We start from the raw sequence: 23,371 nt of genomic DNA, 5'->3' as shown, positions 1-23,371 counted from the left end.
CGACTCAGCGTTGGCGAATCAACGCTTCCTGGGTCGTTGATGCCACCAGCACCCCTTCCCGGTTGAAGAAATTGCCGCGGTTAAATCCGCGTCCGGCACACGCACTCGGGCTGTCCTTGTCGTAAAGCAGCCATTCGTCCATGCGGAAATCCCGGTGAAACCAGATCGCATGATCAAGGCTTGCCACCTGCAGGTTCTTGCTCATGAACGTCACGCCGTGGGGATTGAGTGACGTTCCGAGAAACTGGAAATCCGAGGCGTAGGTCAGCAGGCACCGGTGCAGCACCGGATCGTCCGGCAGGTGCCCCTGGGCCCGGAACCAACTCTGTTTGTGGGGCGGGCGCTTTTCCGGCTTGAACGGGTTAACCGGATCCACCGGGCGGATTTCGATCGGCCGGTCGCGGGTCAGCGAATCCCGCATTTTCTCCGGAGCGTGAGGGGCAATCAGCTTGCCCCACTCATGTTCGGACTTCAGCGTGTCCGGATCCGGTGCCTCGGGCATATCAAGCTGGTGCTCAAAGCCCTGCTCGGCAACCTGGAACGACATGGAGCCGGTCAGGATCTCCTTTCCACCCTGACGGGCGATTACCCGGCGAACGGAAAAGCTGCCTCCATCCCGGACCCGCTGCACTTCGTAATCGATTGGCATGCTGTGGTTGCCGGGGCGCAGGAAGTAGGCGTGCAGGGAATGGCACAGGCGGTTCTCGACGGTGCGGCTGGCAGCCATCAGCGCCTGACCGAGCACCTGTCCGCCGAAGACATTGGGGAAGCCGAGATCCTCGCTGTCACCCTGAAAGTGGTCGTCGCCGATGGGAGAAAGATCCAGTAGATCCACCAGCCTTTTAGTTACTTCAAGCATGCCTGCTCCTGTTAATTCGTTAGCACACGAAGAAGTTTTCTACCCCAAGCCGGCGCATTTCGCAATGAAAAGCATGGCCGCCGGGGACAAAATCGTGGCCCCCAGAGGCTCTGGGGGGCCGGATGGAACGGCTGGGCATCAACCGTGGATGGGCGGCGTTTCCTTGGACAGCGCCTGCTTTTCCACTGCAAATCGTCCCGTTACGGCGAAACCGAGAATCTCACCCTCGGGGCTCCGGAACAGGGCCTTGACGTCGGAACCGTCCCGTTCCACGTGCCACTCCCCTGCGGCATCCGGTGACGGTGGACAGACCGCGGTAGGACAACACGGAGTCTTGATCATGACCGGCATGGTGCCGTAACGCACCTCCGTGCGTTCCCCGGCCAGGGTTTTCGCCAGTGCCCGGGCGCACGCCATCAGCGGCAGGACGTACAGCAGGACATGCCCGTCGACCTCGGCACAATCTCCCAGGGCGTAGACATCCGGAGCGGAGGTCTCCAGGGCCCGGTTGACGATTATGCCGCGGCCGGCCTCGATTCCCGCCGCGTGGGCCAGTTCGGTCCGGGGGCGCAGACCGACGGCGGAGATCACTATGTCGGCATTCAATGCCTCACCGTTGGCAAGCGTGAGCTTTACCCCCTGGCCGTCACGGTCAATGCGATCCACCACGGTTTCCAGATGGAATCGGACCCCCAGATTTTCCAGCTCCTGCTGCACCGCATCGGCGGCCGGCTCCGGCAGCAGGCCCGGCATCACAACATCGGACGGCGCAATCACGTCCACGTCGTAACCGCCGTTACGCAAATCATTGGCAAACTCACAGCCAATCAGCCCGGCGCCCATGATGGCGACCCGCTTACCACCTGACAGAGCCTTGCGAAATGCCCGGTAGTCCATCAGGTCGTTGATGGAAAATACGTGCTCCAGGCCATCCCCATCAATCGAGAGCCGAATAACGTCTGCGCCCCAGGCCAGCACCAGTTTGCTGTACGCCAGCCGTTCGTCGCCAAGCACCAGCTCATGGGCCTGGGTGTCAATCCCGGTCACGGTTGTGAAGGTGCGCAGCTGGAGGTTCAGTTGCTCTGCCATGGGCTCAGGCGCCGCCTGAGCCAGGCCATCCGCATCCTTGTCCTTGGTAAACCCGGTGGACAGCATGGGCTTGGAATAACTCACGCCGTCATCCGCCGTCACCATGACGATGGGCGTTTCCTTGTCCAGCTTGCGCATCTCGCGAGCCAGCGAGTAACCCGACAGCCCGGTGCCGACGATAACGATGGGGGCCTGTTCAGTCATAACCTTGCTCCGAGGGGGTCAGCCAATCTCGATCATTTCAAAGTCTTCCTTACCGACGCCACAATCCGGACAGACCCAGTCTTCCGGCACGTCTTCCCACTTGGTGCCCGGCTCGATACCGTCTTCCGGCCAGCCTTCGGCTTCGTCGTAGATCAGACCGCACACCACACACTGCCACTTTTTCATGCTCACTCTCCTGATTCCGTTGGGCGCAATACTAATTGTCCTACAATCGCGCGCGCAACTGTTTTGTCTTGGCGACAGAGCCCGAACCGGGCAGATCGGGCCGCTGAACACGTCAGGCAGCCATCATACCCATCCCCTCGTCCCGGACCAATGCCAGTGCCGACGGATAGCCCCGGAGATTTCTGCCAATAGCCATAAATACAGATCCCGGGGCACGGCACTGCCCCTCCCTTCCACCTGCCCTCTCCGGTATAATCGGCCGTTTTACGACAGGACCGACCGTTATGACCGATACCGTCGCCGAAATGAACCAGGTTATGGAAGAAGCCGACTGCCTGGTCAACGAACAGCAGGTACAAGCCGCCATTCGCAACCTGGCTGACGACATCACCGACCGCCTTCGGGACAGCAATCCGCTGCTTTTCTGCGTCATGAACGGCGGTCTCATTCTGACCGGCCAACTGCTGACCCAGTTGAAGTTTCCGGTGCAAGCCGAGTACCTGCATGCTACCCGCTACCGGCAGGAAACCACTGGTGGCATCCTTGAATGGAAGCTGCGCCCGGACGCGGACATGAACGGCCGTACCATCCTGATCGTTGACGACATCCTTGATGAAGGTACGACCCTGTGTGCCATAGCGGACTACTGCCGGGCCCACGGTGCCAAGGAGGTCCTGACCGCGGTTCTCGTCGACAAACAGCACGATCGCAAGGCCCAGCCCGGCCTGAAGGCCGACTTCACCGGCCTCGAAGTGGAAGACCGCTTCCTGTTCGGGTTCGGGATGGATTACAAGGGCTACTGGCGCAACGCGCCCGGAATTTATGCCGTCAAAGGACTTTGACACTATCACTACCCAACCTGCCGGACGCGCCGACGAGTGCTGCCTGACCATTCCGCCGACCGACTGGTACAGCTCGCTTGCCGCCGCAGGGCTTCGAAATCCGGACGTTCACGGTCCCGCCCGCTACTGGTTGCAGGTGGAGGGTTCGTTCACCCGGGCGCTGCAACACCAGTGCCTGCACTCCTTCCATGTCGAGGTCCAGGGGGAAGGGTTTGCCGTGCCAACGCTGGAAGAAGCCCGTCATCTCAACATCCCGGCGCGACAGCGCGCCTGGATTCGCGAGGTCCGGCTGTGTGGTGATGGGGTACCCTGGGTCCTGGCTCGCACCATCATTCCGCTTGCCTGCCTGGAGGGTCGCGGCCGACGTCTTCGCCATCTCGGCAACCGGCCCCTTGGCGCCTACCTGTTCAGCAGCCCGGACTGGCAGCGCGGCCCCCTGGAAACCGGTCTTTGCAATCGGTCCCTGGACGGCCAGCCGGAAGTCGCGCGGCGATCGCTGTTTCATCACAATGACCGGGCCCTGCTGGTGGGCGAATACTTTCTCCCCGGCCTGTATCGCTGACGCCAGCCTTTAATCCGTCACCTCCGGCTGGCTATAATCCCTGCATCCCGTTCACCGCGCCACCAAACGGATCTGCCCTATGCTGCTCAACGCCATGCCCGATCACGTCCAGAACCGGCTTGCCGACTACGCCCGCCTACTGCGCATCGATCGCCCCATCGGCAGCCTGCTATTGCTCTGGCCGACCTACTGGGCACTCTGGCTCGCCGGTGAGGGCAGCCCGGACATTGGCAACATCATTGTGTTCACACTGGGCGTGTTCTTCATGCGCGCGGCCGGCTGTGCCATCAATGACTTTGCTGACCGCGACTGGGACCGCCACGTCAAGCGCACCCAGGACCGGCCACTGACGGCCGGACGGATCAAGGCCTGGGAGGCCGTTGCACTCTTTGCCGGCCTGTGCCTGGCCTCCTTTCTGATGGTGGTGCTGTTCACCAACACCCTGACGTTCTACCTGTCGTTTGGCGGGGCCCTGCTGGCGTTCATCTACCCCTTCATGAAACGCTACACACACCTGCCCCAGCTGTTCCTGGGGGCAGCATTTTCCTGGGCCATTCCCATGGCCTGGGCGGCACAGGCAGACGCACTCAGCCAGATCACCTGGCTGCTGTTTACCGCCAACGTGCTCTGGACGGTGGCGTACGACACCTTCTACGCGATGGTCGACCGTGACGATGACCTCAAAGTGGGCATCAAGTCCACCGCCATCCTGTTCGGGGATGCCGACCGCGCCATCATTGCGATGCTTCAGACCATGGTGGTCGTCGTCCTGTTGATGGTGGGTCAACGGGCTGAACTGGGGGCTTTCTATTATCTGGGCCTGGCGGGCATGGCCGGTCTGTTTGTCTACCAGCAGTACCTGGCCCGGCAACGGTCCCGGGAAGGCTGTTTCAAGGCGTTCCTGAATAATAACTGGGCCGGGTTTGCCGTGTTTGCGGGGCTGGTGATCGATCTGATGATTGCCTGAACCTGTCATATACTTGTAATACTTGAGCGTTGTAATGAGTCAGCAACAAATCAAGGTCTGACACAGGTTTAGCTTATGTCTGGAAAAACCGTCCTGATCGTCGATGACGAGGCGCCCATCCGGGAAATGATTGCCGTGGCCCTCGAAATGGCGGATTACGACTACCTAGAGGCAGCGGATGCCCGGGAAGCCCATGCCCTGATTGTCGACAAACAACCGGATCTGGTCCTGCTCGACTGGATGCTCCCGGGAACCAGCGGCGTCGAACTCGCGCGTCGCCTGAAAAAAGAGGAATCGACCGCCGACATCCCCATCATCATGCTCACCGCCAAGGTGGAAGAGGACAACAAGATCCAGGGGCTTGAGGTGGGAGCGGATGACTACATTACCAAGCCCTTCAGCCCAAGAGAGCTGGTGGCACGACTCAAGGCGGTTCTGCGGCGAGCCACGCCTCCCGGGGTCGACACCCCGATCGAAGTCGAGGGACTCACGCTGGACCCGATTGGCCACCGAGTCACCACAAACGATGGCGCGCTGAACATGGGGCCGACGGAATACCGGCTGCTCCAGTTCTTCATGACGCATCAGGAACGGGTTTATACTCGATCCCAACTCCTGGATCAGGTCTGGGGTGGTAACGTTTACGTAGAAGAGCGTACCGTTGATGTCCACATTCGCCGGCTGCGTAAGGCACTGGGTGACAGGTATGACCACCTGATCCAGACGGTTCGGGGAACGGGGTACCGGTTCTCAACCAGGGCCGCCTGACCGGCGCCGGCGGCAGGGCATCAACTCCGCACACGACACAAGGCAGCGTTTGATGCAGCACAACTGGTCGCGGTACCTCCGCTATATCATTGGCGGCCTCATTGGCTCGACAGTGGTCGGCCTGTATTTTGGTGAGCCACTCTACGGACTGACCGTTGGCCTGATCGTTTACCTGTGGTGGACCCTGGTTCAGGCCCGACGCCTGTACCAGTGGCTCGCCAATCCCAGCGCCTCAGATGACGCGCCCCAGAGCGTTGGCCTGTGGGGCGACATTTTCGACAACCTTCACAAACTGCACCAGAGTCACCTGAGAGCCCGGGACCGGCTCAGGGCCCAGATCAATCGGGTCCAGGAATCGACCAACGCCATGCGTGACGGGGTCATCATGACCGACCACCAGGGTGCGATGGAGTGGTGGAACGGTTCTGCCGAGTACCTGCTGGGATTCCGGCGCAACACCGACCAGGGCCAGTACATTCACAACCTGATTCGGACCCCGGCCTTCAAAAGCTATTTCGATTCCCGTGACTACCGGGAGCCGCTGGAAATCCACTCGCCCGCCAGACCCCACATTCACCTGCAAATCCAGATCAGCCTGTTCGGCGACGACGATCGCCTGATTGTCGCCAAGGACGTGACCCGTCTCTACCAGCTGGAACAGATGCGCCGGGACTTTGTCGGTAACGTATCCCACGAGATGCGGACACCACTGACGGTGATCAGCGGCTACCTGGAAACCCTGGTGGACAATGCCGACGACCTGCCACCGAAATGGCGACGGGCGATCAACACCATGGCGGCACAGTCATCCCGGATGGAAGCCCTGATCACCGACCTGATACTGCTGTCCAAGATTGAAACCGGGGAGCAGACGGTAAACGACAGTCTCACCGACGTGGAAGGGCTGCTGGGCCAGATCTGTCACGATGCCCGGGCGCTGAGTGGCGAGAAACAGCATGAGATCAGCGTAACGGTCGCCGACCATCGGCTGCTACGGGGCGATGAAAGCCAGTTGCGCAGCGCGTTTTCCAACCTCATCTTCAATGCGGTGAAATACACCCCTCCCCACGGCCACATCACCGTCACCTGGACCACCAACCGGGAAGGAGCCCACCTGAGCGTCCGGGATACCGGCATTGGCATCGACCCGATCCACATTCCCCGCCTGACCGAGCGCTTCTACCGGGCCGACCCCAGTCGTCACAAGGATACCGGCGGTACCGGCCTGGGTCTGGCCATCGTCAAGCATGTCCTGATCAATCACGACGGCAACCTGGAAATCCGCAGCCACCTTGGCGAGGGCAGCGAATTCATCTGTCACTTCCCCCGGGAGCGGCTGGTCGAGCGAGTGCCGGAAAGTACGGAATAGCCCTCTCCGGTTAACGGTTGCGGGCGATAAAGCGCGACAGGTCCTCAAGTTTCTTCGGGTCCTCATCCACAAAGCGGATCGTAACGCTGACGAAATCCGTGTCCTGACGCTTGTCGACCGCCTGCAACTGGTTAACGAAACGGTTCAGGCGGGCCATCTGCCCCTCACCGATCTCGATATCAATCACGGCCTGATCGAGAATGCCCGGAAACTCCTGGTCCCGCTTGGCCAGATCCCTCACGAAGCTGGCATCGTCCGCCACCAGCGCTTTCAGCATTGGCATCTGTACTACCTTCCGTTAACCGCGACCCAGATGTTATCGCCTCACTATGGAACATCGGCCCGGACCGGACCGGAAACCCTGCCGCTACAAAAAGACGACAAACAGACGTACTAATGCGACACACTGGAACCCGGAGGTTAAACAATTGTCACTACCAAGGGCCCAAGTCGGTATTTCTGTCCTTCCAAAACGCGCTACCATGGGCCTCAGAATTTTCACACCATTGTTACCATGCCGAGGTTTTGTGTGCTGAACACATTCGTAAGGAATCTGCCCAGCCGGGGCGCCCTGAGCCGCCTGTCAATCGCCGGCCTCCTGGCCACCCTCGCCCTGCCAGCGCTGAGCGAGGAACCCACATCAACCGCCAACACCGAGGCCTTCAGTGAGTGCAAGGCGCGCCTGCAGGACCGCGCCATGGCTGCCGGAGTCAGCCGCGAGACAGCCAGCACTGTAATGGCCAGTGTCGAGCACCTGGATCGGGTCATTGAACTGGACCGGCGCCAGCCAGAATTCACCACCACCTTCGCCGACTACCTGAACCGACGCGTCAACGAGGATCGCATCGGCAAAGGTCGCGAAATGCTGGAAGAACATGCCGATCTCCTGGAGCGTGTATCCGCGGAAACCGGCGTACCTGCACCTTACCTCGTCGCCTTCTGGGGCCTGGAAACCAACTTCGGCAGCTATTTCGGCAAGATGTCGGTACCCAGTTCACTCACCACACTGGCCTGCGATGCCAGACGCAGCAGTTTCTTTACCCAGCAGTTGATAGCCGCCCTGCGCATTATTGATGAGGGGGCGATCGCCGCCGAGCAGATGGAGGGCTCCTGGGCGGGCGCCATGGGGCACGTGCAGTTCATGCCCACGGTGTTCCTGAAACACGCCGTGGACGCCGACGGTGACGGCCGCCGCGATCTGTGGAACAGCTTGCCGGATGCCATGATGTCCGCTGGAAAGTTTCTGGAGTCCATGGGCTGGGACCCGGACTACCGCTGGGGCCGGGAAGTCATTCTGCCGGACAACTTCGACTACGCGCTGGCGGACGGCCGCAAGCTTCCGCTCTCCAAATGGCGTGAACTGGGCATCACCGACGCCTTTGGCAACGCCCTGGCCGACGAACCGATCAAAGCCTCGCTGGTGGTGCCGGCCGGCCATGAGGGGCCGGCATTCCTGGCGTACCACAACTTCCGCGTAATCATGGGCTGGAACCGGTCCGAATTCTACGCCATCGCGGTTGGCCATCTGGCCGACCGGGTCGCCGGAGCCGGCGGGCTGCAGAATCCGCCACCGGAAGATGTGCCATCGCTGTCACGGACATCCATTCTTGAGTTGCAGGAAACCCTCAATCAACGCGGCTACGACAGCGGCAAGCCGGATGGCATCATGGGGCCGGGAACCCGCTCCGCCATCCGTCAATTCCAGGCATCCTCAGGGCTGGTTGCCGATGGCTATCCGGGCGAAACTGTGTTGGAGAAACTGGGGGTCAGCGTAGAGCGATAACCCGACATGGATTCCATCACCCAAGTGGCACTGGGCGCATCAATAGCCGGTGCCGTTGCAGGCAAGACCCTGGGCCGGACCGCCCTGGTCGTGGGCGCCATGCTCGGCACCCTGCCGGATTTGGACGTGGTTATTGACTATGGCTCCGCCGTCAGCAATTTCACTCAGCACCGGGGGTTCAGTCATTCGGTGTTCGTGCTGGCGCCCCTCGCAGTGCTACTGGCGTGGTTGCTCTGGCGCTGGCGACCCGAGCAGAGTTTCCAGCGCTGGCTGACGCTCACCGGGCTGGTGCTGATCACCCATCCGCTGCTGGACTGCTTTACCACCTACGGGACCCAGCTGTTCTGGCCCCTTGGCCCACCGGTGGCGCTAAGCAGTATCTTCATCATCGATCCGCTCTACACCCTGCCCCTTCTGGTGGGCTGTCTCGCCTTCCTGATCCGGCCACCGGCCCGTTCGGCGGTGGTCGCCGGGCTGGTGCTGTCCAGCCTGTACCTCGGCTGGACACTGACGGCACAGCAGGTCATTACAGAGCGAATCCGGCCTGCACTGGCCCGCGCCGGACTGCATGACCCGACACTGCTGATCCAGCCCATGCCCTTCAACACCGTGTTATGGCGGGCCACAGCCCTTACCGAGCGCCAGCATGTGGAAATCGTGACCGGCTTTTTCGATGGCGATGCGCCACTGAAACTTCAATATTTTGCGCGGGAACCGGAGCTTGCCCGGGCGGTTGCAGATTTCCCCGAGGCGCAGCGTCTGGAGTGGTTCACCCGGGGCCTGCTCGACTACAACCGCGACGGTGACCGGATAACCGCCACCGATATCCGGCTCGGAATACCCGGCGCCCACCCGTTTACCTTCGTGCTGGCCCGTCAGGGTGCCGACGGCGTTCAGCCCGTACGCAGCGTCCGCACCCCAAGACCGGAGCTTGATCCGAAGGCGCTGGGGATACTCTGGGCACGACTCACCGGCGAGACACCCGTGCTCTGCCTGGCCGACCTGGCGACACCAGCGCCCGAGCAAACCTGTTAGTGTTAGCCATGGTACGACTGGATCAATTTATTGCCGCCAGCACACCGCTATCACGAAAGGATGCCAAGCGCGCCATCGGCGCCGGGCGCGTACGGGTCAACGGCGTGCCGTGCAAACTGGCCAACACCAAGCTGCGTGCCGATGTGACCGTCACCCTGGATGGACAGGCCTGCGCCGTTCCCGGGGAGCGGTACCTGATGCTGAATAAGCCTGCGGGCGTCGTGAGCGCCACCCGGGACAGCGAACACCCGATCGCTCTGGATCTGCTGCCGGCTGAGCTTGCCGTTGGCCTTCACATCGCCGGTCGCCTTGATGCCGACACCACCGGGCTGTTGTTGCTGACCACGGATGGCCAGTGGTCCCACCGGATTACCTCACCCAGGGTGGAATGCCCGAAGACCTACCTGGTCTCCCTGAGCGATGACCTCTCTGAATCCGCAATCCAGCTCCTGGAGGAGGGCGTAGCCCTGCGCAACGACCCGCAACCCACGCGACCGGCGCGGGTACGGGTCAGGCAACCACGGTTGATTGAGCTGACCATTTCCGAGGGCCGGTACCATCAGGTCAAACGCATGCTGGCCGCCGTCGGCAACCACGTGGACGCTCTTCATCGCCTGCGCATCGGTGCCATCAGGCTGGATCCGGGGCTGGAACCGGGTCAGTTCCGGATGTTGACGCCGGAGGAAGTCGACAGCGTGGGCCAGGTTTCAGTCAGGTCCGCTCGAAGCGCTGGGCCTTAAGGTTCTTTCGGACCGCGCCTGCCTCGAACACCTCACCATTCATGGCGAGATAGACACCGGGGGGTAACAGCTGCACCGCGGCCCAGGCGAACCCGATATTGAACAGCGCGTCGGATCGCCGCATACGGGCCGGTTGCATGGCGCCAGTGAGGACAATAGTCTTGTCCTTCAGGGCGGCCAGGACCGCCGCAGTATCGGCCATGGTGTCCGTACCATGGGTTACCAGAATCCGATCACAGTCACTCTCGGTTGCCGCCTGGAGAACGGCCGCTCGATCGGTGTCGTTCATCTCCAGACTGTCCTTGCGCATCAACTCGCGCAAACGGTAGCCCTCATGAATGTTCGATTCCGACAGCAGCTCCGGGAGCAGGGAATCGCCCACTTCAAACGCGCTATTGGCGTCGAAATACACCTTATCGATGGTGCCACCCGTGGTAAAGATCTGGATCATGACCGGTCGTTTCCCTTCGGTGTCAGTTCGTCGCACTGACCGTGTTGGTTTTGGCGGCCGCGTACGCCGCGTTTTTCTGCTGTTCGTATCGCCGGGCTGCCTTGGCGACCTGCCCCGGTGCCCCGGTGTCCAGCCAGCGCTTGATGCGACCGGCATCCCCCATGGGGGATCGGGTACCCAGAGAATCCAGCAGCACGGTCACCACCTGCTTGCCATTCATCTCGGAGATCATCACCAGACACCGACCTGCCTCACTCAGGTAGCCGGTTTTGCTCAGCTCCACGCCCCAGCTTTGCCGGTGCACCAGGGCGTTGGTATTGCCAAAGGACAGGCTGTAGCGCGGGTTGCGGAAATGCGCGCGGTGGTAACCGGTGGTCGAATACTCGCGAATCTCCGGGTGCTTTGCAGCGACCTTCACGAGCTGCACGAGGTCAGCGGCGGTCGAGATATTGTCGGCGGACAGACCGGTCGGATCAACGAAACGGGTTCCGTCCATGCCCAGTTCCCGGGCCTTGGCGTTCATTGCCTCAATAAAGGCGTCGAAGCCGCCGGGATGACTCCGGGCCAGGGTGTAGGCCGCAAAGTTCTCTGACGACATCAGGGCGATGCGCAACGCCTCGCCCCGGCGAAGCTCGGAGTCAACACGGATCCTGGTGTAAGCGTTGGCCGCCGCCGGTGTGTGGCGCTCGGTGAAGGTGAGCCACTCGTCTAGCGGTTCGCCGGAATCCAGCACCACCAGTGCCGTCATCACCTTGGTGAGTGAGGCGATTGGCACGGGCCGATCGGCGTGTTTGCCAAAAACCAGCGAGTCTTCGTCGATCACGGCGACCGCAGCATTGACGGAAGCAAGGTTAGGGCCCGATGCCTGAGCTTCCTGACTGGTCGATTCCGACGACTGATGCGCCGCGATTGAAGCCGGCAGACAAATCAGGAGAAAAAACACCATCGGGGCAAAGCCGCGCACTCTCATTCAAACCAATCCTGTCTTAAACACATGTTTGTTCCTGCACCTCGGGGGCGGTCTCCGCCGGGCTACAGCCGTCAATGACACCACTATAACAGGCAACGAGGAACACGATCAGGTCACAATTTTAAGTCACTCGTTTTAAACAGGAAATGCAAAATACCTTAAAATGTATTAAAATTGCCGAAAATTCATAGCGTTACAATATTTTTCAAAATGTAATTAGACTGTAACAAGATGGCGAATCCGCCGCGGTGGCGACAGGGACTTCGATTGCATGGACTCAAGCGCAGGACACACTGAGGACAAGGACGCGAGGGTGCAACAGCCCCGTCGCACCCGCCTCTTTCTTCGGCGCTGGTCTCCGTTTCTGCTGTTGATTCTCGCGTTTGGCTACGGCCTGCTGGCCACCACCATTCTGAATACCGGCCTCCTGAAACCTGAAGCCACGTCTTCCAGGCCTCCGCCGATAGCCGTGGAATCTCCCCAGACGCATTATCTGACAAAATCCCTGACCGAGGTCCTCGACCAGCAACGCTGGCTAGACGATAACTGGCAGCCGATTCCGGAGAATCGCTCCGGCCTGGGTTACTTCTCTGTACCCGTCACCTTCAGGGTGACCCTCAATAACCCCGGTGATCAGCCCCTGCGCAAGTGGGCCGTGGTTTCGGCGCCATCCCTGGATTACATCCAGCCGGCGGTTATCGGCGAAGACGGCTCGGCCTCGTTACTGCCAGCCATGGGCGACCTGTATCCGTTCGACCACCGAACGATTGCGCTCCCGCAATGGGTCTGGCCGATAACCCTGCCACCAGGCTCCTCCATTCTGCTGTTCGAAGTCCGTAATGCCGGTCCAACCATGCTGCCGCTGTCGATACTGGAACCGGATACCGTCATCAGCGAAAGTGCCGGCACCCTGGCCTGGAAGGCATCGATCACCGGCCTGCTGGTCTTTGCCCTGCTGTTCAACCTCAGCATCGTGGTCAAGATGAAACGCCCGGGGCTCGCCTGGCTCAGCGTCCTGATGTTCAGCCTGGTCTACAGCCAGCTGGTGATGGAGGGTTTCGGGCTCTGGTACCTTTGGCCCAACCTGCCAGAAATGAACCGACTCCTGAACATCACTCTGCCCCTGTGCCTGATTGCGCTGTGCCAGTTTACCCCGCACTTTATGCCGGTGCCCCGGAACGCCGTCCGGATTCTTTTTGGCATCAGTGTCCTGGCCTTCGTGCACCTGCTGGCAATCCCCCTGGGCCTGCCGCTGCTTGGTCAGGGCTCGTTCCTGCTGCTCGCCATGGCCGGGGGCACCATGATTCTCGGACTGGTTCTCAGGCAGTTCAGCAGTCACGTCTATGCCCGCTACTACGCCCTCTCCATTCTGGCCATCCTGGCCGGCTCGCTGATTTCCTCCCTGCGCACCATTGGCTGGGTGCCCATCAACAGCCTGACGGATTCGGCCTTCTTCCTCGGGGCGGCGGCCGGGTCACTGATCCTGACCAGCGCTGTCGGCCGGCAGATGTTCGAAGAACGCAAACGGCGCATGAAGTCGGATATCCGGGCCCAACAGGAACAACGGCTGAGAACCCTGGTGGAGCAGGACTATGATCGTCTGCTCAAGACCCACCGGATCACCGGCAAACCCAACCGGGCCATGCTGGAGGAAAGCCTTGATGCGCTGGACAGCCGGAAACAGCCCTACACCCTTGGCCTGATCCGGCTGGAGCGGTTCAACGAGATCGAGCAGGCTCTGGGTTACCGAACTACCGAAGAACTGCTTAAAAGCTACCTCAGGCACCTCAACAGTTTCCTGAAACAGCTCCTCGGCGACCGCCTGGTGATGATCAATGGTTACGCCATCGCCAGTATAGACACCGCCACCCATGCCTTTGCCCTGCATCGCGATGAGGCATCCGGAGCGACAGGAGAGATACTCGGGGAACTCACCAACTGGCTCGAAGAGAATTTCCGGGAAGGTCGGTTTGCATTTTCCTGGAGCGCCTCCGTGGGCATTGCTCACGCTCCCGAACACGGTGACGACGTCGCCAGTGCCCTGTCGTCTGCCGGCTTTGCCGCTCTGGACCGACGTCAGACCCTGACCGTTTATGACCCGGCCATCGCCGAATGGCAGTACCGGCAACAGGTGTTAATGCTGGATGTGGAAGGAGCCCTGCGAAACGGTGAGATGTGGCTGGAATACCAGCCCAAGGTGTGTATCCGGGACAAGCGCACCGAGTCACTGGAAGCTCTGATCCGATGGCAGCATCCGGAATTTGGCCCGGTGCCTCCCGCGCACTGGGTTCCCCTGGCAGAACAGGTTGGCATGATTCACCCGGTAACGCTCTGGGTGATGGACCGGGCCTGCCAGGACCATGGCCAGCTGAAAGATCGCCACGGAGAACACGTTAGCATCGCCGTCAACGTGTCAGCGAAGGACTTGTCGCATCCGGATTTCCATGAGGAGGTCATCGCCATTACCCGGCACCATGGCACCCGACCAGAGAACCTGATTCTGGAAATCACCGAAACGGCCATGATGGTGGACGCCACGGCTGCCCGAACAATGATCCGGACCCTGAGTCAGGCCGGTTTCCGGATCGCTCTGGACGACTTCGGCACCGGCCACTCCTCCCTCGGCACGCTGGCCACCTTTGACCTGGACGAACTGAAGATCGACCGGAGTTTCCTCAAGGACATCCTCCAGCATCCCACCCGCCAGCGCATTTTCCGGGCGGCTCTGGAACTGGGCGATGCACTGGATCTGGATGTGGTGGTCGAAGGCGTAGAGGACGAGTCGATTGCCATCTGGCTGCAACAGTTCCCTGGCCTGTATGGCCAGGGCTACTACTGGGCGCGGCCCGAACGGCTCGCCCCCCAGCCCCGGACCCTCACGGCAGATCGGTAACCGCCCCTTTCGAGGCCGAACTGACGGTGCGGGCGTATTTGGCTAACACGCCCCGCTCAAAGCGGGGTGCCGGTTCCCGCCAGTTCTGGCGGCGCCGCTCCAGCTCCTGGTCGGTCACATCCAGCTCGATCCGGTTGCCGACCGCATCAATGGTGACGGTGTCGCCGTCCTCAACCAACGCAATCGGCCCACCCTCGGCAGCTTCCGGGGTAATATGCCCCACCACAAAACCGTGGCTACCTCCAGAGAAGCGACCATCGGTGATCAGCGCAACATCGCTGCCCAGCCCTTTACCCATGATCGCAGAGGTTGGGCTGAGCATCTCCCGCATGCCCGGCCCACCTTTGGGTCCTTCGTAGCGGATAACCAGGACGTCGCCGGCCACGACCGTGCCGTCGAGAATCCGTTCCTGGGCTTCCTCCTCGGAGTGAAACACCCGGGCCCGGCCGGTAAAGTGGGTGCCCTCCTTGCCGGTGATCTTGGCCACCGCACCGGTCGGGGCAAGATTCCCGTAGAGAATGCGCAGGTGACTGTCGGCTTTAATCGGATTGTCGAAGGCGTGGATGATGTCCTGACCTTCCGGGTACGGCGCCACATCGGCAAGATTTTCCGCCAGGGTCTGCCCGGTCACAGTCATGCAGTTGCCATGCAACAGCCCACGCTCCAGCAGCATTTTCATCAGCGGCTGGATACCGCCGATCGCCACCAGTTCCGACATCATGTAATGGCCGCTGGGACGCAGATCCGCCAGCACGGGCACCCGCTTGCCGATCTCGACGAAATCCTCCAGATCGAGCTCTACGCCCACGGTACTGGCCATCGCCAACAGATGCAGAACGGCATTGGTCGACCCACCCAGAGCGATGACCACGGTGATCGCGTTTTCGAAGGCCTCCCGGGTCATGATGTCCGAGGGCTTGATCTCCCGCTCCAGAAGATTGAGGACGGCTGCGCCGGCGGCACGGCAGTCCTCGGCCTTGGTCTCAGACACTGCATTCTGTGCCGAGCTTCCCGGCAGGCTCATGCCCATGGCTTCGATCGCCGAGGCCATGGTGTTGGCAGTGTACATGCCGCCGCAGGAACCCGGCCCGGGTATGGCAGTTTCCTCAATCTGCTTGACCTCGATGAGATCCAGGTCACCACGGGCGTGCGCCCCAACCGCCTCAAACACGGAGATGATGTCGGTGTGGTTCTCCCCGGGCATGATGGTTCCACCGTAGACAAACACCGACGGGCGATTGAGCCGGGCCAGCCCCATCAAGCAACCGGGCATGTTCTTGTCGCAGCCGCCGATGGCCACCAGTCCGTCAAAGCCTTCACAGCCGGCCACCGTTTCAATGGAATCGGCAATGACCTCCCGGGACACTAGCGAATACTTCATGCCCTCGGTGCCATTCGCAATGCCGTCAGAAACGGTAATAGTGTTGAAAATCAGTGACTTGCCGCCAGCCTCATCGGCCCCGACGGCGGACTCTTCAGCCAGGCGGTTGATGTGCATGTTGCAGGGGGTGAGATTGCTCCAGGTGGATGCGATACCCACCTGGGGTTTCCTGAAGTCATCATCACCGAAGCCAACCGCCCGTAACATCGCCCGGCTGGCGGACTTGCCGATGCCGTCGACCACAGGCGATGAATAACGGCGCCGTTTATCCTGAGCCATCGCTGTCTCTCCTGTTGCGCTTTTTAGTAGTGTCTTCAGGCTGGCAGAATCGGCGCCGGCGGGCAACGATATTCAGCATTATCCCGTGGCGACCCGGCAGCAATGGTCCGGCGATACGATGCACCGCTTCCGCCACGCTGGACAAGATGCTGTTCCGACTGACTTGCATCAAGGGATAAGGAGTGGGTGCCTTTTACAATCAGTGCTACCAATGGAGAAATGGAGGCGTGCCATGCCCTCGCCAACCACAACCGGGTCGGACGCAGCCGACACCCCGGCGTCCCAGTCCTACAATATCTGGCGCCAGGGTTATGGCGTCATCCAGCATACTGATGTCACCTGTGCCCACGCCTGCAGCCTCGCCAATCGCCTGGTCGAGGCCGGGTTGCAACCCGACACCGAAACCGTCTTTCGCAAACTGGCGGCGCTGGACAGGCTGGCCAGCGCCGGACTCTGGCTGGTGGTTCACATGACTTACGCCAACCGGGTCGACGCCGGTGGCCAACCCCTTGCGCCGCAGGATTTCAAGGTCAGCCCGGAAGGCCACACCGGCGGCGCACTGAACATGGTACCGGCCTACGCCGCCTACCTGGCGCTCAACAATCTGACCGGCCGGACCCGCAGCTGGCTGATGGGTCAGGGCCACTGTGCGGCCGCCGTGGATGCTCTCAACGTGCTGACCGGCAACCTGCACCCGGAACAGGCGGAACGCTATCGGAAGCCGGATGGGCTGTCACGGCTGGCCGCCGATTTCTACAGCTACCGGCAAAAACCGGACGGCAGCATGAGCGCGCCTCTTGGAAGCCACATCAACCCCCACACCGCCGGCGGCATTCTGGAAGGCGGATACCTTGGTTTTGCCGAACTTCAGTACGGCCACATGCCCTTACCCGGCGAGACCCTGGTGACGTTTCTCTCCGATGGCGCCGCCGAGGAGCAGCGCGGCAGTGACTGGATCCCTCGCTGGTGGCGGGCCGATGACTGTGGGCTCGTGCTGCCAGTGATGATCGCCAACGGTCGACGCATCGAGCAGCGGACCGAACTCGGGACCCGGGCGGGTCTGGAGCGTTTCGAGTCGCATCTGGCGGAACGGGGCTTCGATCCCTACCGCTTCGACGGCCGCGATCCGGCAGCGTTCGTGTGTGCCCTGTTCGAGATGGAACAATCCCTCCGGTACCAGGCTGACAGCGCGTTCCGGGGCGAAAGCGGCTACCCGGTGCGCATTCCCTACGGCATCGCCGAAACCACGAAGGGCTTCGGCTTTTACGGGGCCGGCAGCAACGCGGCCCACAACCTGCCGTTGCCCGGCAACCCCCGCATGGATGCCCGGGCCCGTGAGCTGTTTCTGGAACATACCAGCAAACTGTGGGTTGATCCGACCGATCTGAGCCGGAGTACCGCGTTGCTTAATGAGCACTCCCTGCAGGGGCGCGCCCTTGAACGAGACCACCCGCTGGCCCGGCGTAACCCGCCGGAGCCGACCCTGCCACGTCTGCCCTGGAGCAACAGCCTGACTTCACCGATGAGCGCCGTGGACACTTTTTTCCGGGCACTGGTTGCGGAAAACCGCCATCTGCGTGCCCGCGTCGGCAACCCGGACGAAATGGCCAGCAACCGGCTTGGTGGTGTATTGGCGGACCTGAAACACCGGGTAACGCAGCCGGAGAACGATCAGGAGTCGGTGCAGGGCCAGATTATCACCGCCCTCAACGAGGAAGCGGTGGTGTCCGCGTGCCTTGCGAACAAGGCCGGCCTGAACCTGGTCGCCAGTTACGAGGCCTTCTGCGTCAAGATGCTCGGCGCCATCCGTCAGGAACTGATCTTTGCCCGGCACCAGAGGGAGGTCGGGCGTCCGGCCCGCTGGCTGGGATTTCCGGTTATCGCCACCTCCCACACCTGGGAGAACGGCAAGAACGAACAGTCGCACCAGGACACAACCTTCTGCGAAGCACTGCTCGGTGAAATGAACGACGTTTCCCGGGTTCTGTTTCCCGCTGACTACAACAGCACCCTGGCTGCCTTGCCGGGGGTTTACACCGACCGGGGACGAATCAGCTGCATGGTCATTCCGAAGCGGGAGCGCCCCTGCGTGTTCGACGCGGGCGAAGCCGAGACACTGGCACGGCACGGCGCACTGGTGGTCGATGAAGACACCTCCGAGGGCGAACCCATCCTTCTGATTGCCAATGGCGCCTACCAGTTATCCGAGGCGATTCGGACCAGTGAACGGCTGCGGGAGACCGGCACACCCTTCCGCCTCGTCTATCTCCAGGAGCCGGGCCGCTTCCGTCAGCCCAGGGATACCCTGGAAGCCGAAACCTGCCTGTCCGAATTTGAGCGCGAACGGCTGTTCCCGCGCCGCATCCATCGCAGGGTCGCACTCACCCACATGCGTCCGGAGGTTTTTCGCGGACACCTGCACAGCCTGTTTCCTGATCCGGTTCGCTCCCGGGTCCTGGGTTATATCAACCGCGGGGGCACCCTGAACGAGGCCGGCATGCTGTTCGCCAATCACTGTTCCTGGGCGCACGCGCTGGCCGCCTGCGCAGTGGTGATGGACCAGCCGCCCGGAGAGTGGCTTTCTGCTGCGGAACTGGCAGCGGTCGAGGGGCGGGGGGATCCTTCGGTGATCACCCGGGGCCTGCCCACCTGACGGCCTTCCGGACGCCAAAACCGGGCACAAAAAAGGGAGGCTGCTTCCTCCCTTAATTCTGAACAATGCCGGCGGCGGTCATCCGCTGACGAAGACCGGACCGACGCCGAAGTTCCAGATGATGACGGAACCGACCCGGGTCGCAACCAGAATGACCAGGGCAACGGTGAGCAGAGCGCCGCCGTAGAATACGGCACGGTCTTTCTCGATCCCCATGACAATGGGCAGCCCGTCATACATCAACCAGGCCCCATAGCAGGCGGCAATCAGGAAAACCACGGCATTGAACCAGGGCACCGGATACAAGAGCGCGAATCCCGCCAGGAACAGCGGCGTGCAGGAATAGGCCGCCAGGGCAATGCCATTGGACGGCACGTGCTCCTCCCGGGCGCCATAGGTCTTGGCCATCCAGTTAACCGCATAACCGAGCGCGAAAACCCCCACCAGCATTGCCAGGTATGTGAGTACACTCAGTTGCAGGGCACTGATTTCCGTCAGTTTGATCAACCGATCATTACCGACCGTCCAGCCAAAATAAGCCGTCGAAATGTAAGCGCAGATCGGACCGATGGCGGCCAGAATGACAACGTAGGCGACGTAGAGCCGACGAGGCGTTTCGTGTTCTTTTCGAATGGAAGCCCACTCATCATCCGGGTGGGTGAAGAGACCGAAGGCATGAGACAGGAGCATGGATGACCCCCTTTTATTAGTCGTTGTAAGTACAGTCAAGTACGGGCGTCTGATCGGGTCGGATCAGCGACCGTTCCTGCCCTTAACTATAGTCAAGAACGACAAATGGGGAAGGCCATCTGGTGAAAATTTGTTCCGCTTCGCACTCCGGTGCCTGCGGCCGCCCGCCGGAGCTCACGAGGCAGCCGCAATTGCTCAGGCCTGGCGAGGATCGGTCTCGGCGACCCAGGGCTTGGTCCGGTGACTGTCCCGGAATGACAGCAGGCTCTCGACGCCGGTCCAGTCCACCAGATCGCGAAACTCCAGCCAGTCAACGAGGCAGTACAGGCAGATAGCCGGGTAGTTCCAGGCCTCGAACTGACCGTCATCGACCATGGCTGCCAGGGTGCGCAGCGTGGTCATGATGCGTTCACGCTGGAGGTTGTAGAACATCAGGTCCTGGCTGGTGTCGATGCCGGACTTTTCCGAAAGCAGCAGGGTGACTGCCGAGTCATTGGCACCATCAATCATGGTCAGCTGGTTTTGCTGGTCCCACGTCAGGGGATCGCGGCCCTGCTTGGCGCTGACGTAGCGGGCAATGATCCGTGAGTCATAAATTTCCTGGCCGTCGTCTTCCAGTACCGGAATCTTCAGGGTTGGGTTGTTCTTCCGCAGCTCATCCCGGCCTTCACCATAGATATTAAGGTTAACGAATTCATACGGTTCTTCATCCAGCAGGATGCGAATGCGCCGAACGTAGGGTGAAGTGGTCGATCCGATCAGTTTCATGATTTCTCCGAGTGTGTCACGGCTCAGGATCCCAGCAGGGATTCCGGGTCTGTGTATGAATGCCCAGTGGCTTCTGCCACCTCCCTGTACGTCACCTTGCCATCGGCTATATTCAGTCCGGCCATCAGGTGCGGGTCTTCCTTCATTGCCCGAATCGGCCCCTTGTTGGCCAGGGCCGCCACGAAGGGCAGCGTTACGTTGTTCAGAGCCAGCGTCGAGGTGCGCGCCACGGCGCCGGGCATATTGGCCACGCAGTAATGTACCACACCATCAACAATATACGTGGGGTCATCGTGGGTGGTCGGTTTTGAGGTTTCCGCACACCCGCCCTGATCAATGGCGACGTCCACCAGCACACTGCCCTCGGGCATCCGGCGGATCATATCCCGGGTAATCAGTTTGGGCGCGGACGCTCCGGGTATGAGAACGCTGCCGACCACCAGGTCAGACTCCACCATCGCCTGATCGAGGGTATGGACGGTGGAAAACAGTGTTGTGATCCGGTTGCCGTACAGGTGATCGAGATTGCGCAGGACATCCATGTTGCGATCCAGGACGGTCACCTGGGCCCCCATGCCGATGGCCATGGCAACAGCATTCTGTCCGACGACGCCACCTCCGACCACGGTCACCCGGGCGGGGCTGACACCGGGCACTCCGCCCAGAAGCACTCCGCGACCACCAACCGATTTCTCCAGACAGTGGGCGCCGGCCTGGATCGACATACGTCCAGCCACTTCAGACATGGGCGCCAGCAACGGCAGACGACCACTACGGTCAGTCACCGTCTCATAGGCAATGCAGATGGCACCGGACGCCACCAGATCGTCGGTCTGGGCCTGATCCGGCGCCAGGTGCAGATAGGTAAACAGGGTATGCTCCCGGTTCAGCAGGGCTCGCTCTTCCGGCTGAGGCTCCTTGACCTTGACGATGAGTGTCGCCGCCCCGAAAACCGCCTTGGCATCCGCCAGAATCTGGGCGCCCGCACTCTGGTAATCCTCATCGGTAAACCCAATGGCCGCCCCCGCCTGGGTCTCGACGAACACGTCGTGGCCGTGGCCACAGAGTTCATGGACCGCAGCCGGCGTCATCCCCACCCGGTATTCGTTATTCTTGATTTCCTTGGGCACGCCAATCTTCATCGATCATCTCCTCGGTTCCGCGAAGGTTACGCCAATTCGTGTGTCTGTGTCTGAAGTGTAGTAAAAAGGTGATTGTCCGACGGAAGCAATAGCGTGTATTACAAGGAGCAGTCCCATCATGACTACATTGCAAACAGCCACATCAGTCGCAGCACTTTCATTCTCCCTTGCAACCTCGCAGGTGATGGCAGAAATGCAGACCCAAACCGTGGAATACCAGATCGACGATCAGACGTTCACCGGCTACATGGCCTGGGACGACGAGCTGGAGGGCAAACGGCCCGGCGTACTTGTGGTTCATGAGTGGTGGGGCCACAACGAGTTTGCCCGTGAGCAGGCAGAGAAGCTTGCCGCCTCCGGCTACACGGCGTTCGCCCTCGACATGTACGGCAGCGGCAAGCTCGCCGAACACCCGGATACCGCCCAGAAGTTCATGCAGGAAGCGACCCGGGACATTGACCAGGTCAAGGCCCGCTTCATGAAGGCCAAGTCACTACTGGAAAACCACGAGAGCGTGGACAGCACCCGCATTGCGGCTCAGGGCTACTGCTTCGGGGGAGCCGTCGTACTGAACATGGCACGGCTGGGCGTCGACCTCAGCGGCGTGGTGAGTTTCCACGGTGCCCTTGGCAGCCCGATCAAGGCCCAGCCTGGAATGGTCAAAGCGCGGGTTCAGGTGTACACCGGCGGAGCGGATGACATGGTTCCATCCGAGCAGGTCGCCGGCCTGGTTCAGGAAATGCAGGATGCCGGTGTGGATCTGACCCTGGTTAGCTTCCCGGGCGTCCTGCACTCATTCACCAATCCGGGGGCAGACAGGTTTGCTGAAAACTTTGGCTTGCCGGTGGGGTACGACGAGGAAGCGGCTTCGCGCTCCTGGCAGGGCACCATGCGTTTCTATGAGGAAATTTTCGCCCGCTAGTTTGCCGGTCCGGCCGCGAATCTGTTCACTACAGGCCGGACTCGATGGTGCCTCGAACTCCATCCATCAGGGATTCGACCGACTGGCCTTCGGTGGCAACCGGTGGATGGATCAAGATCTCGATTTCGCCCGGCGAAAAGGCGGCCTGGCCCTTGGGCAGCCGATCATGGGAACCACGAATGGTGATGGGCAGGATGGGCAACTGGCCGTCTTTGGCAATGACGAATCCGCCTTTCTTGAAGGGCAGCAGTTTGCCGTCCCATGACCGGGTGCCTTCGGGAAAAATCAGGATTCCGGTGCCTTCCGGTAACTGCCCCACCCCGCGCTTGATACTCTCCAGGGCGTCACTGCCACGGGAGCGGTCGATAAACAGGTTGCGCGACGTCTCCAGGGCCAGCCCGAACAGGGGCACCTTTCGCAACTCCTTCTTGATGACCCAGCGATACTGCAGCCCCAGCGCCAGAACCAGCGCCGGCGGATCAAAATAGGAGGCGTGATTGCTCAGAATCACGTAGCGCTGGCGGGGCTGGATATGCTCCCTGCCCCTGACGATCAGACGAATGCCACAGAGCTTGAGAATGGCCCAGGCGTATACCTGCGTGCCATGAAAAGCGGCATCGCCGCGTTTGCCCACCAGGGCTGCTACCACAATGGGCAGAAACAGGATTAAGGTCAGCAGGGAGGCCCAGAAAAGAATCCAGATGGCCTTGAGGGTATTGAGCATGAACGGGTCCTGAACGTCTCGACAACCATTTAAACGAGCAACAGGGGCATAAAGATTACACGCCGGGGAGAAAATCACAAAGCGAGCAAGCGGA

At 61.1% G+C, this 23,371-nt stretch carries 21 protein-coding genes and 1 pseudogene; 11 read left to right on the top strand and 11 right to left on the bottom strand.

All coding sequences use genetic code 11. The features are described from left to right. Positions 1–4 precede the first annotated feature (4 nt). The 3 genes from QQF73_RS01725 to QQF73_RS01715 all read right to left on the bottom strand — a co-directional run bounded on the left by QQF73_RS01725 (position 5) and on the right by QQF73_RS01715 (position 2,338). Positions 5–859 (bottom strand): acyl-CoA thioesterase, encoded by an 855-nt coding sequence (locus QQF73_RS01725; RefSeq protein WP_219867143.1) that lies wholly within the window; start codon positions 857–859, stop codon positions 5–7. A gap of 138 nt (positions 860–997) precedes the next feature. Further along, entirely contained in the window at positions 998–2,152 is a 1,155-nt protein-coding gene (locus QQF73_RS01720; RefSeq protein WP_219867144.1) for an NAD(P)/FAD-dependent oxidoreductase, read from the bottom strand. Positions 2,153–2,170: 18 nt separating this feature from the next. Next, positions 2,171–2,338 (bottom strand): rubredoxin, encoded by a 168-nt coding sequence (locus QQF73_RS01715; RefSeq protein WP_008173532.1) that lies wholly within the window; start codon positions 2,336–2,338, stop codon positions 2,171–2,173. 284 nt (positions 2,339–2,622) lie between these two features. Between QQF73_RS01715 and QQF73_RS01710 the strand changes: the two genes are divergently transcribed. From QQF73_RS01710 to phoR, 5 genes are all read left to right on the top strand, one after another. Continuing rightward, positions 2,623–3,180, top strand: coding sequence for a hypoxanthine-guanine phosphoribosyltransferase (locus QQF73_RS01710; RefSeq protein WP_219867145.1), 558 nt, complete (start codon positions 2,623–2,625; stop codon positions 3,178–3,180). Next, the gene (locus QQF73_RS01705) at positions 3,161–3,742 is read left to right on the top strand and encodes a chorismate--pyruvate lyase family protein (protein WP_219867146.1); all 582 of its coding nucleotides are present in this window, start codon (positions 3,161–3,163) and stop codon (positions 3,740–3,742) included. The genes QQF73_RS01710 and QQF73_RS01705 overlap by 20 nt, the downstream gene beginning before the upstream one ends. Positions 3,743–3,821: 79 nt before the next feature. Beyond that, positions 3,822–4,709 (top strand): 4-hydroxybenzoate octaprenyltransferase, encoded by an 888-nt coding sequence (gene ubiA, locus QQF73_RS01700; protein ID WP_219867147.1) that lies wholly within the window; start codon positions 3,822–3,824, stop codon positions 4,707–4,709. Positions 4,710–4,784: 75 nt separating this feature from the next. Then, entirely contained in the window at positions 4,785–5,477 is a 693-nt protein-coding gene (gene phoB / locus QQF73_RS01695; protein ID WP_219867148.1) for a phosphate regulon transcriptional regulator PhoB, read from the top strand. 52 nt (positions 5,478–5,529) lie between these two features. Beyond that, positions 5,530–6,846: a phosphate regulon sensor histidine kinase PhoR gene (phoR, locus tag QQF73_RS01690; RefSeq protein WP_219867149.1), complete on the top strand. Its 1,317-nt coding sequence runs from the start codon at positions 5,530–5,532 to the stop codon at positions 6,844–6,846. Between the two features lie 10 nt (positions 6,847–6,856). On the opposite strand, the pseudogene QQF73_RS01685 reads toward phoR, so the two are convergent. Continuing rightward, positions 6,857–7,087 (bottom strand): annotated as a pseudogene (locus tag QQF73_RS01685) (response regulator); the annotation flags it as partial. 312 nt (positions 7,088–7,399) lie between these two features. Between QQF73_RS01685 and QQF73_RS01680 the strand changes: the two are divergent. The 3 genes from QQF73_RS01680 to QQF73_RS01670 are packed head-to-tail and all read left to right on the top strand — an operon-like array spanning position 7,400 to position 10,404. Continuing rightward, a complete protein-coding gene (locus QQF73_RS01680; protein ID WP_416383207.1) occupies positions 7,400–8,629 on the top strand; it encodes a lytic murein transglycosylase in 1,230 nt (409 codons plus the stop codon). Positions 8,630–8,635: 6 nt separating this feature from the next. After that, a complete protein-coding gene (locus tag QQF73_RS01675; protein ID WP_219867151.1) occupies positions 8,636–9,664 on the top strand; it encodes a metal-dependent hydrolase in 1,029 nt (342 codons plus the stop codon). Between the two features lie 8 nt (positions 9,665–9,672). After that, a complete protein-coding gene (locus tag QQF73_RS01670) occupies positions 9,673–10,404 on the top strand; it encodes a pseudouridine synthase (protein ID WP_219867152.1) in 732 nt (243 codons plus the stop codon). Here QQF73_RS01670 and QQF73_RS01665 read toward each other — a convergent pair. Both QQF73_RS01665 and pbpG read right to left on the bottom strand, forming a co-directional pair. After that, positions 10,376–10,855 (bottom strand): asparaginase domain-containing protein, encoded by a 480-nt coding sequence (locus QQF73_RS01665; protein WP_219867153.1) that lies wholly within the window; start codon positions 10,853–10,855, stop codon positions 10,376–10,378. The genes QQF73_RS01670 and QQF73_RS01665 overlap by 29 nt on opposite strands. Positions 10,856–10,877: 22 nt before the next feature. Continuing rightward, positions 10,878–11,825 (bottom strand): D-alanyl-D-alanine endopeptidase, encoded by a 948-nt coding sequence (gene pbpG, locus QQF73_RS01660; RefSeq protein ID WP_285367018.1) that lies wholly within the window; start codon positions 11,823–11,825, stop codon positions 10,878–10,880. Positions 11,826–12,096: 271 nt separating this feature from the next. Here pbpG and QQF73_RS01655 point away from each other — a divergent pair, with 271 nt between their 5' ends. Beyond that, positions 12,097–14,718, top strand: a complete 2,622-nt coding sequence (locus QQF73_RS01655; protein WP_285367016.1) for an EAL domain-containing protein — start codon at positions 12,097–12,099, stop codon at positions 14,716–14,718. Here the strand turns inward: QQF73_RS01655 and ilvD are convergent. Beyond that, positions 14,702–16,378 carry a dihydroxy-acid dehydratase gene (ilvD, locus tag QQF73_RS01650; protein WP_285367015.1) on the bottom strand — a complete coding sequence of 559 codons (1,677 nt, stop codon included), beginning with the start codon at positions 16,376–16,378 and terminating at the stop codon, positions 14,702–14,704. The two genes, QQF73_RS01655 and ilvD, sit on opposite strands and share 17 nt — an antisense overlap. Before the next feature lie 232 nt (positions 16,379–16,610). Between ilvD and QQF73_RS01645 the strand changes: the two genes are divergently transcribed. Continuing rightward, complete coding sequence (locus QQF73_RS01645) at positions 16,611–19,031, top strand: phosphoketolase family protein (RefSeq protein ID WP_285367014.1); 2,421 nt, start codon at positions 16,611–16,613, stop codon at positions 19,029–19,031. 78 nt (positions 19,032–19,109) lie between these two features. On the opposite strand, the gene QQF73_RS01640 is transcribed toward QQF73_RS01645, so the two are convergent. The 3 genes from QQF73_RS01640 to ald form a co-directional block, all read right to left on the bottom strand. Then, positions 19,110–19,721, bottom strand: a complete 612-nt coding sequence (locus QQF73_RS01640; RefSeq protein WP_219867158.1) for a Yip1 family protein — start codon at positions 19,719–19,721, stop codon at positions 19,110–19,112. A gap of 195 nt (positions 19,722–19,916) precedes the next feature. Further along, positions 19,917–20,489: a glutathione S-transferase N-terminal domain-containing protein gene (locus QQF73_RS01635; RefSeq protein ID WP_219867159.1), complete on the bottom strand. Its 573-nt coding sequence runs from the start codon at positions 20,487–20,489 to the stop codon at positions 19,917–19,919. Between the two features lie 23 nt (positions 20,490–20,512). After that, a complete protein-coding gene (gene ald / locus QQF73_RS01630; RefSeq protein ID WP_219867160.1) occupies positions 20,513–21,631 on the bottom strand; it encodes an alanine dehydrogenase in 1,119 nt (372 codons plus the stop codon). A 118-nt stretch (positions 21,632–21,749) separates the two neighbouring features. Between ald and QQF73_RS01625 the strand changes: the two genes are divergently transcribed. Then, positions 21,750–22,553: a dienelactone hydrolase family protein gene (locus QQF73_RS01625; RefSeq protein ID WP_285367012.1), complete on the top strand. Its 804-nt coding sequence runs from the start codon at positions 21,750–21,752 to the stop codon at positions 22,551–22,553. Positions 22,554–22,581: 28 nt separating this feature from the next. On the opposite strand, the gene QQF73_RS01620 is transcribed toward QQF73_RS01625, so the two are convergent. Further along, the gene (locus QQF73_RS01620; protein ID WP_285367010.1) at positions 22,582–23,277 is read right to left on the bottom strand and encodes a lysophospholipid acyltransferase family protein; all 696 of its coding nucleotides are present in this window, start codon (positions 23,275–23,277) and stop codon (positions 22,582–22,584) included. Positions 23,278–23,371 lie beyond the last annotated feature (94 nt).

This window comes from Marinobacter albus, assembly GCF_030238305.1.
GTDB classification, from domain to species: Bacteria; Pseudomonadota; Gammaproteobacteria; order Pseudomonadales; family Oleiphilaceae; genus Marinobacter; species Marinobacter albus.
The sequence above is the reverse complement of the archived record's forward strand: the minus strand, read 5'-3'. Positions and strand labels throughout refer to the sequence as shown.

Coding starts and splice junctions, on each gene's coding strand:
- QQF73_RS01725 (WP_219867143.1), bottom strand. CDS start 859: ATGCTTGAAGTAACTAAAAGGCTGGTGGATCTACTGGATCTTTCTCCC.
- QQF73_RS01720 (WP_219867144.1), bottom strand. CDS start 2,152: ATGACTGAACAGGCCCCCATCGTTATCGTCGGCACCGGGCTGTCGGGT.
- QQF73_RS01715 (WP_008173532.1), bottom strand. CDS start 2,338: ATGAAAAAGTGGCAGTGTGTGGTGTGCGGTCTGATCTACGACGAAGCC.
- QQF73_RS01710 (WP_219867145.1), top strand. CDS start 2,623: ATGACCGATACCGTCGCCGAAATGAACCAGGTTATGGAAGAAGCCGAC.
- QQF73_RS01705 (WP_219867146.1), top strand. CDS start 3,161: ATGCCGTCAAAGGACTTTGACACTATCACTACCCAACCTGCCGGACGC.
- ubiA (WP_219867147.1), top strand. CDS start 3,822: ATGCTGCTCAACGCCATGCCCGATCACGTCCAGAACCGGCTTGCCGAC.
- phoB (WP_219867148.1), top strand. CDS start 4,785: ATGTCTGGAAAAACCGTCCTGATCGTCGATGACGAGGCGCCCATCCGG.
- phoR (WP_219867149.1), top strand. CDS start 5,530: ATGCAGCACAACTGGTCGCGGTACCTCCGCTATATCATTGGCGGCCTC.
- QQF73_RS01675 (WP_219867151.1), top strand. CDS start 8,636: ATGGATTCCATCACCCAAGTGGCACTGGGCGCATCAATAGCCGGTGCC.
- QQF73_RS01670 (WP_219867152.1), top strand. CDS start 9,673: ATGGTACGACTGGATCAATTTATTGCCGCCAGCACACCGCTATCACGA.
- QQF73_RS01665 (WP_219867153.1), bottom strand. CDS start 10,855: ATGATCCAGATCTTTACCACGGGTGGCACCATCGATAAGGTGTATTTC.
- pbpG (WP_285367018.1), bottom strand. CDS start 11,825: ATGAGAGTGCGCGGCTTTGCCCCGATGGTGTTTTTTCTCCTGATTTGT.
- QQF73_RS01655 (WP_285367016.1), top strand. CDS start 12,097: ATGGACTCAAGCGCAGGACACACTGAGGACAAGGACGCGAGGGTGCAA.
- ilvD (WP_285367015.1), bottom strand. CDS start 16,378: ATGGCTCAGGATAAACGGCGCCGTTATTCATCGCCTGTGGTCGACGGC.
- QQF73_RS01645 (WP_285367014.1), top strand. CDS start 16,611: ATGCCCTCGCCAACCACAACCGGGTCGGACGCAGCCGACACCCCGGCG.
- QQF73_RS01640 (WP_219867158.1), bottom strand. CDS start 19,721: ATGCTCCTGTCTCATGCCTTCGGTCTCTTCACCCACCCGGATGATGAG.
- QQF73_RS01635 (WP_219867159.1), bottom strand. CDS start 20,489: ATGAAACTGATCGGATCGACCACTTCACCCTACGTTCGGCGCATTCGC.
- ald (WP_219867160.1), bottom strand. CDS start 21,631: ATGAAGATTGGCGTGCCCAAGGAAATCAAGAATAACGAATACCGGGTG.
- QQF73_RS01625 (WP_285367012.1), top strand. CDS start 21,750: ATGACTACATTGCAAACAGCCACATCAGTCGCAGCACTTTCATTCTCC.
- QQF73_RS01620 (WP_285367010.1), bottom strand. CDS start 23,277: ATGCTCAATACCCTCAAGGCCATCTGGATTCTTTTCTGGGCCTCCCTG.